Source organism: Pelomonas lactea, assembly GCF_043555885.1.
Lineage (GTDB): Bacteria > Pseudomonadota > Gammaproteobacteria > Burkholderiales > Burkholderiaceae_C > Pelomonas > Pelomonas lactea.
In genome coordinates, this window is the sequence record NZ_JBIGHX010000017.1 from 1 (window position 1) to 1,043 (window position 1,043).

Here is a 1,043-nt window from a genome sequence, read left to right on the forward strand (position 1 = left end):
TGTGAAGCGTCAAGAGGTTGTTTCTTGACGAGCTGAGTCTTGAGATGGGCGGCACGCCACCAATGCCGCTGTGCGGACGGTGGCAGTTGTAGTGGTGTTGCCAACTCGCCAGCGCGTGAGTTCGCTGCGCGGAGTTCTGGTACGTCCAACCGTAGGCCCACTCGCGCAGCGCCGACTGGATGAAGCGTTCGGCCTTGCCGTTGGTCTGCGGTCGGTAGGGCCTCGTGAAGCTGTGCTTGATGCCTTGCTCGGCGCAGGCCTGGCGGAAGTCGCGAGATCGGAAGGCGGCCCCGTTGTCCGTCAGCAGCCGCTTCACCCGCACGCCCAGGCGCGCGTAGTACGCCAGCGCGTTGTGCAGGAACGCGACTGCCTCGTGCTTCTTCTCATCGGGATGCATCGCCGTGAACGCCAGCCGCGCATGGTCATCGATGGCCACGAACAGCGTCTCCCAACCCGCGCCATCTACGGAGTCGCGCCGGTTGCCCGTGACGCGGTGGCTCGGGCGCACGATGCGGCCGAGCTTCTTGGTGTCGATGTGCAGCAGCTCGCCTGGTGCCTCGTGCTCGTAGCGCACGGCCGGCTCACGCGGCTCCAGGTCGCCGAGCTTGGACAGTCCCGCGCGGGCCAGCACGCGGCTCACCGTTGAAGCCGAGACGCCTACGCTCTTGGCAATCCGCGTCTGCAACATCCTGCGCCGACGCAGCTCCACGATGAGCAGGGCCTTGGCCGGCTCGATGGCACGCGGCGAGTTTGCAGGTCGCGAGGAAGCGTCACTCAGGGCGCCTTCCCCGCCCGCCAGGTAGCGACCCAGCCACTTCCTGGCGGTCGGCGGTGTCACGCCTTGCACCAAGGCGGCTTGTGTGGGGCTCAAGCCGTCTTCGGTCATCTGTTTGACCATCTCCAGGCGGCGGGCGTACGTCAATCGGGCATGCTTATGGCTGTTCATCCGGACTCCGGGCTCTTGTGGATTGGGTGTTTGGCGACTTCCAGTCTCTCAAACCCAACCCGGATGAACACCGGATACAACCTATTGAAGCTTCACA

The 1,043-nt window shown here is 65.0% G+C and carries 1 protein-coding gene; it reads right to left on the reverse strand.

Features of this window, described 5'->3' with window-relative positions:
- A partial coding sequence (locus ACG04Q_RS25530; RefSeq protein ID WP_394514695.1) for an IS481 family transposase occupies nt 1-946 on the reverse strand: 946 nt, incomplete at its 3' end.
- Between the last annotated feature and the right edge of the window lie 97 nt (nt 947-1,043).